The organism is Aeromonas sp. HMWF017, from assembly GCF_003061465.1.
Taxonomy (GTDB): domain Bacteria; phylum Pseudomonadota; class Gammaproteobacteria; order Enterobacterales; family Aeromonadaceae; genus Aeromonas; species Aeromonas veronii.
Genome location: NZ_QAJD01000124.1, coordinates 1 through 5,477 on the forward strand (window position 1 = coordinate 1; position 5,477 = coordinate 5,477).

Sequence of the window (5,477 nt, forward strand, 5' to 3'; positions counted from 1 at the left end):
AGCCAGACCGTGGCCCGCATGGGCTTTGGTCTGCTCTTTGCCATGGAAGGCGATAAAGATCAGCCGGAAGGTATAAAGCGACGTGAGGAATGCCCCCGCCAGACCTGCCCACAGCAGCGTGCTTTGGCCAGAGGACTCTACTTGCCACAGGATGGCGTCCTTACTGTAGAAACCGGAAGTGACCAGCGGCAACGCCGCCAGCGCCGAGCCCCCCACCAGGAAGCAGGCATAGACCAGCGGCAAACTCTTGCGCAGGCCACCCATCTTGAAGATGTTCTGCTCATGGTGGCAGGCAACGATAACGGCACCGGCGGAGAGGAACAGCAGCGCCTTGAAGAAGGCGTGGGTCATCAGGTGGAAGATGGCACCTTCCCATGCGCCGACACCGAGAGCCAGGAACATGTAGCCAATCTGGCTCATGGTGGAGTAGGCGAGGATCCGCTTGATATCGGTCTGAACCAGCGCGGCAAAGCCTGCCAGCACTAGGGTGATGGCGCCAACCAGCCCGACCAGATGGAGGATCTCTGGCGCCAGCAGGAACAGGCCGTGGGTACGGGCAATCAGGTAGACACCAGCAGTCACCATGGTGGCAGCGTGGATCAGCGCGGAGACCGGCGTCGGGCCTGCCATTGCATCTGCCAGCCAGGTTTGCAGCGGAAGCTGTGCCGATTTGCCGACCGCGCCGCCCAAGAGCATCAGGCAGGCCAGCGACAGGGCAGGGGAGCCCTCGGCAAACAGGGTCGGGGCACGAACCAGCAGCTCGTGGATATTGAGGGTGCCCAGTTCCCGATAGAGGATAAACAGTCCGATGGCGAGGAAGACATCACCCACCCGGGTCACGACAAATGCCTTGAGAGCCGCCGCGCCGTTGTTGCGATCCTTGTAGTAGAAGCCGATCAGCAGATAGCTGCACAGCCCTACCCCTTCCCAGCCGAGGTAGACAAACAGCAGGTCATCGGCCAGCACCAGAAACAGCATGCTGGCGATAAAGAGGTTGGTGTAGGTAAAGAAGCGGGAGTAGCCCTCTTCACCGCGCATATACCAGGAGGCGAACAGGTGGATAAAGAAACCCACCCCGGTCACCACCCCCAGCATGGTCAGCGACAGGCCATCCAGTGCCAGTGAGAAGCTCGGGGTAAAGTTGCCCACCGCCATCCATTGCCACAGGCGCTGGACATAGACGCCCCCCTCGGGCGGGTTGCCCAGAAAGTCGATGCCCACCCACAGGGTAGTGAGGGCCGACAGGCCAATGGAGCCTACCCCGATCAGCGCCGAGGTACGCTCACCAAACCGGCCGAGGGAGAAGGCCAACACCAGCCATCCCAGCAGCGGAAATAGAAAAGTCAGATATAAGAGGCTCATCCGCGCATCTCGCTCACAGTGTCCACGTTCAGGGTGTGGTAACGACGATAGAGCAGCAGTAACAGGGCAAGGCCGATACTGGCCTCCGCTGCCGCCAGAGAAATCACCAGGATATACATGATCTGGCCATCGGCTTGGGCCCAGCGGCTACCCGCCACCACAAACGCCAGTGCTGAGGCATTCATCATGATTTCGATACTCATCAGGATGTAGAGCAGGTTGCGGCGGATCAGCAGACCGCACAAGCCGATGCAGAAGAGCACCGCGGCCAGCAAAAGCCCGTGCTCCATGGGGATTCCATTCATTGCTGACCTCCTTCTTGTGCAGAGCCGGATGCTGTGCGGGGGACGGAGAGCACTTCACCGCTCTTCTCTTCCCGACCCAGGTGATAGGCGGTCACCAGACCCGCCAGCAGCAGGATGGAGGCAAGCTCCACCGCCAGCACATAGGGGCCAAAGAGTTCGACACCCACCTGCTTGGCGGTCACTTCGGTTACTCCGATCAGGCCCCCGGTCACCCCGAGAATGCCGTGGGCCAGAAAGCCCAGCAGGATCAGCGAGAGCAGGGCAGGGCCCCCCCAGGTCATGGGGGTGAGCCACTTTTTCTCCTGCGCCTGCGCTGAACCCAGGTTCAGCATCATCACCACGAACACGAACAGCACCATGATGGCGCCGGCGTAGACGATCACCTGCAGGGCGCCCGCAAAGGCGGCGCCCAGGCAGAAAAAGATCATGGCCACGGCGATGAGGGAGATGATGAGATTGAGCAACGCATGCATGGGATTGCTGGTGCTGATCACCCGCAGCGTGCTGTAAATGGCCACCAGGGCCGAGGCATAAAATGCCAGTTCCATGATTGACTCCTTAGGGCAGCAGGCTCTTGACATCGATGGGCTTGGCTTCGTTTTCGGCATCCCCTTTCGGCTTGCCGTCGATGGCCATCCCGCTCATGCGATAGAAGTTGTAGTCCGGGTATTTGCCGGGCCCGCTGATCAGCAGATCCTCCTTCTCGTACACCAGATCCTGGCGGCGATACTCACCCATCTCGAAATCCGGTGTCAGCTGGATGGCGGTGGTGGGGCAAGCCTCTTCACACAGGCCGCAGAAGATGCAGCGAGAGAAGTTGATGCGAAAGAACTCCGGATACCAGCGGCCATCATCCCGCTCGGATTTTTGCAGCGAGATGCAGCCGACCGGGCAGGCAACCGCGCAGAGGTTGCAGGCCACGCAGCGCTCGTCCCCGTCGGGGTCACGGGTCAGCACGATGCGACCGCGGTAGCGGGGTGCCGCATAGACCGCCTGCTCCGGATAGTTGAGGGTTTCACGGGGCCGCCAGGCATGGGAGAAGACCATGGCCAGGCTGCGTAACTGGGTGCCGACACCCTTAATGATGCTAACAATTTTCATAATGAGTGCCTCACTGCGTACTTATCAGTACAACTGCCGCGGTGACCAGCATATTGATCAGGGTCAGCGGCAAGCAGACTTTCCAGCCAAACGACATCACCTGGTCAAAGCGCGGGCGAGGCAGGGAGGCCCGCAGCAGGATGAAGAACACCATGAAACAGGCGGTCTTCAGGGCAAACCAGATGAAGGGGGGCAGCCAAGGGCCGTGCCAGCCACCGAAGAAGAGGGTCACGATGAGCGAGGAGATCAGCACGATGCCGATATATTCGCCCACGAAGAAGAGACCCCACTTCATCCCCGCATACTCGATGTGATAGCCGTCGGCGAGCTCCTGCTCGGCTTCCGGCTGATCGAACGGGTGACGGTGGGTGACGGCGACACCGGCAAACAGGAAGGTGACAAAGCCCAAAATCTGGGGCACCACGTTCCACAAGTCTGCCTGTGCCTCGACGATATCCCGCAGGTTGAAACTGCCGGTCTGGATCACAATCCCCATCAGCGACAAGCCCAGGAACACCTCGTAGGAGAGGGTCTGGGCCGAGGCGCGCAAGCTGCCGAGCAATGAGTATTTGTTGTTGCTCGACCAGCCGGCGAACAGCACCGCATAGACCGCCAGCCCCGCGATGGCCAGGATGTAGAGCAGCCCCACGTTGAGATCCGCCACGCCCCAGGTGGGGGTGATGGGCACCACCGCAAACGCCAGAATAAAGGCGGTGAAGGCGATGATGGGGGCCAGGATAAAGATCCGGCGATCGGCGAAGGGCGGGATCCAGTCCTCCTTGAAGAACATCTTGATCATGTCGGCGGCCAGCTGGAGCAGACCAAATGGCCCGACCCGGTTGGGGCCGTAGCGATCCTGCCACAGGGCCAGCAGACGGCGCTCGATGAAGCTCATGAAGGCGCCAGCCCCCACGATCCCCACCAGCACGATCAGTGCCTTGCCCACCTCCAGCAACAGATCGATCAGCGACTCGCTCATGCGATCACCTCCTGCAGGTTAGTGATTAAGGCTTGTTGCAGGGCCGTCGGCAGGCCGTTTACCCCAAGGGGGAGTCCCACCAGACCGGCGCTCAGCTGCTCGCTAAGCCGCAGGCGCAACTGCCAGTGGCTACCGCCCCAGGAGAAGGAGACCTGACTGCCCCCGTGGAGGGCCAGACGCTGCGCATCAAGGGGATTGAGCACCAGCTCGGGTTCGTTCATCCGGGCCTGAATGACCGGACTACGGGCCGACAGCTCCTCACCGCCAAACAGCTGGGCATAATTGACCACTTGCAGCGCCTCTGCGGCCTTGAAGGGGGCGGGGATGGTGGTGAACCAGCCGAGCAGCTCCTTGCCTTCTGCCTGCGGGTCTGTTGCTTCCAGCAGACGGCGGCCCGGATCGCCAGCACGCAGTTTGCCACCCACTTCATCCTGGAACTTGTTCCAGGCGGAGGGAGAGTTCCAGCCCGGCGCCCAGGCGAACGGTACTTGCGGCAGCGGCTGACGGGCTCCGGCATACCCTTCCATGGAGAAGTTGAAGGGGGAGTCGGGATCTTGCGCTACCCGCGGCTCGCTGACGTTCTGATCCGCCAGCATGGAGGTGCGACCGCTGTAACGATGCGGCTCACGGGCCAGTCGCATGCCACGGATCCGCAAGCCTGCGTTGGGCGCCGCTTCCAGCATGGTAGCCAGCAGCGGATGGCTAGTGGCACAGTCATGGTTGACCTGGTCGAAGTTCTGCCAGCGCAGCGGCTTGCGTTCGATCGCCCCTTGCAGCGCCGCCAGCCAGCGCCACCCTTCACGCACCTGAATATCGGCGTTGTAAAAGGCGGGTGCATAGACCTGGAAGAAGCGCTGGGCGCGCCCTTCCATGTTCACCTGCGTGCCATCGGCTTCGGCAAAACTGGCCGCTGGCAGCACCAGATCTGCCTTGTTGGCGGTCGGGGTCGCCTGATGGTCGATGACCAGCAGGTGCTGCAGCCGTGCCAGCGCAGCATCCACCCGGTTGCGCGGCGCGCGGCGGTAGAGATCGTTCTCCAGGGCAACCAGCGCCAACCCCTCTTCTGACTCGATACGCGCAAGGGCGGCTTCGAGTGGCTTGTCTGACAAGGTTTGAGCGCCCAGCATGGCCAGACCCAGCGAGTTGGCCTCCTGGCCAACCAGCGCGATGCTGGCTTCCAGTCCTCGGCCTTTCAGGGCGCGGGCAATGTTGCTGGCCGCCTCAAGCAGCGCCACATCGCGGGCAGTGGAGCCTGTAATGATGAGCGGCTTCTTGGCGTTGCCGAGCAGCTCGGCCCAGCGAGTCGCTTGTGCCTGCAGCTCGGGGCAGAGGTCGGCCACGGCCGGTGCACTCGGGTCGAGCAGGTTGGCGATGGCAAAGCCAAGGCGCGCCTGATCGGCATAGGGGGCGTGCAGCTTGTCGGCCGCCACATCATCAAGACGGGTGGTGTCGAGGCTGGTGATGAGCAGCGGGTAGCGCTCGTTCTGACCCAGGGTCTGAACGGCGGCGACTTGCCACAGATCCACCTTCATCTTGCGGGCCAGCTCGCGGGCCTTGCCCTTGACGGCTTGGCGCAGCGCCAACGCGATACGGGCGGCACTCATGGTGACATCTTCGCCGAGCAGCAGAATGGCGTCAGCCTCTTCCATGTCCCGCAGGCTCGGAGTAGGCACGGAGCCCTGTTGCAGGATCTGCAGCATCTTCAGCTGACAGGCCCACTCGGCCTGCTC

Annotated in this window: 6 protein-coding genes; all 6 read right to left on the bottom strand. The window is 62.1% G+C overall.

The window, feature by feature from the left end:
• The coding region (nuoL, locus tag DBR30_RS12055) for an NADH-quinone oxidoreductase subunit L (protein ID WP_108588363.1) at positions 1-1,362 on the bottom strand (1,362 nt) is incomplete at its 3' end.
• Complete coding sequence (gene nuoK / locus DBR30_RS12060) at positions 1,359-1,667, bottom strand: NADH-quinone oxidoreductase subunit NuoK (protein WP_005337247.1); 309 nt, start codon at positions 1,665-1,667, stop codon at positions 1,359-1,361. The genes nuoL and nuoK, both read right to left, overlap by 4 nt.
• Positions 1,664-2,215 carry an NADH-quinone oxidoreductase subunit J gene (gene nuoJ / locus DBR30_RS12065; RefSeq protein WP_108541494.1) on the bottom strand — a complete coding sequence of 184 codons (552 nt, stop codon included), beginning with the start codon at positions 2,213-2,215 and terminating at the stop codon, positions 1,664-1,666. Before nuoJ ends, nuoK begins: the two co-directional genes overlap by 4 nt.
• A gap of 10 nt (positions 2,216-2,225) precedes the next feature.
• Positions 2,226-2,768 carry an NADH-quinone oxidoreductase subunit NuoI gene (nuoI, locus tag DBR30_RS12070; RefSeq protein WP_108541493.1) on the bottom strand — a complete coding sequence of 181 codons (543 nt, stop codon included), beginning with the start codon at positions 2,766-2,768 and terminating at the stop codon, positions 2,226-2,228.
• A 10-nt stretch (positions 2,769-2,778) separates the two neighbouring features.
• Positions 2,779-3,747 carry an NADH-quinone oxidoreductase subunit NuoH gene (gene nuoH, locus DBR30_RS12075; protein WP_005337244.1) on the bottom strand — a complete coding sequence of 323 codons (969 nt, stop codon included), beginning with the start codon at positions 3,745-3,747 and terminating at the stop codon, positions 2,779-2,781.
• On the bottom strand, positions 3,744-5,477 hold a 1,734-nt coding region (locus DBR30_RS12080; RefSeq protein ID WP_146181380.1), incomplete at its 5' end, for a molybdopterin-dependent oxidoreductase. The genes DBR30_RS12080 and nuoH, both read right to left, overlap by 4 nt.

Coding starts and splice junctions, on each gene's coding strand:
- nuoI (WP_108541493.1), bottom strand. CDS start 2,768: ATGAAAATTGTTAGCATCATTAAGGGTGTCGGCACCCAGTTACGCAGC.
- nuoK (WP_005337247.1), bottom strand. CDS start 1,667: ATGAATGGAATCCCCATGGAGCACGGGCTTTTGCTGGCCGCGGTGCTC.
- nuoH (WP_005337244.1), bottom strand. CDS start 3,747: ATGAGCGAGTCGCTGATCGATCTGTTGCTGGAGGTGGGCAAGGCACTG.
- nuoJ (WP_108541494.1), bottom strand. CDS start 2,215: ATGGAACTGGCATTTTATGCCTCGGCCCTGGTGGCCATTTACAGCACG.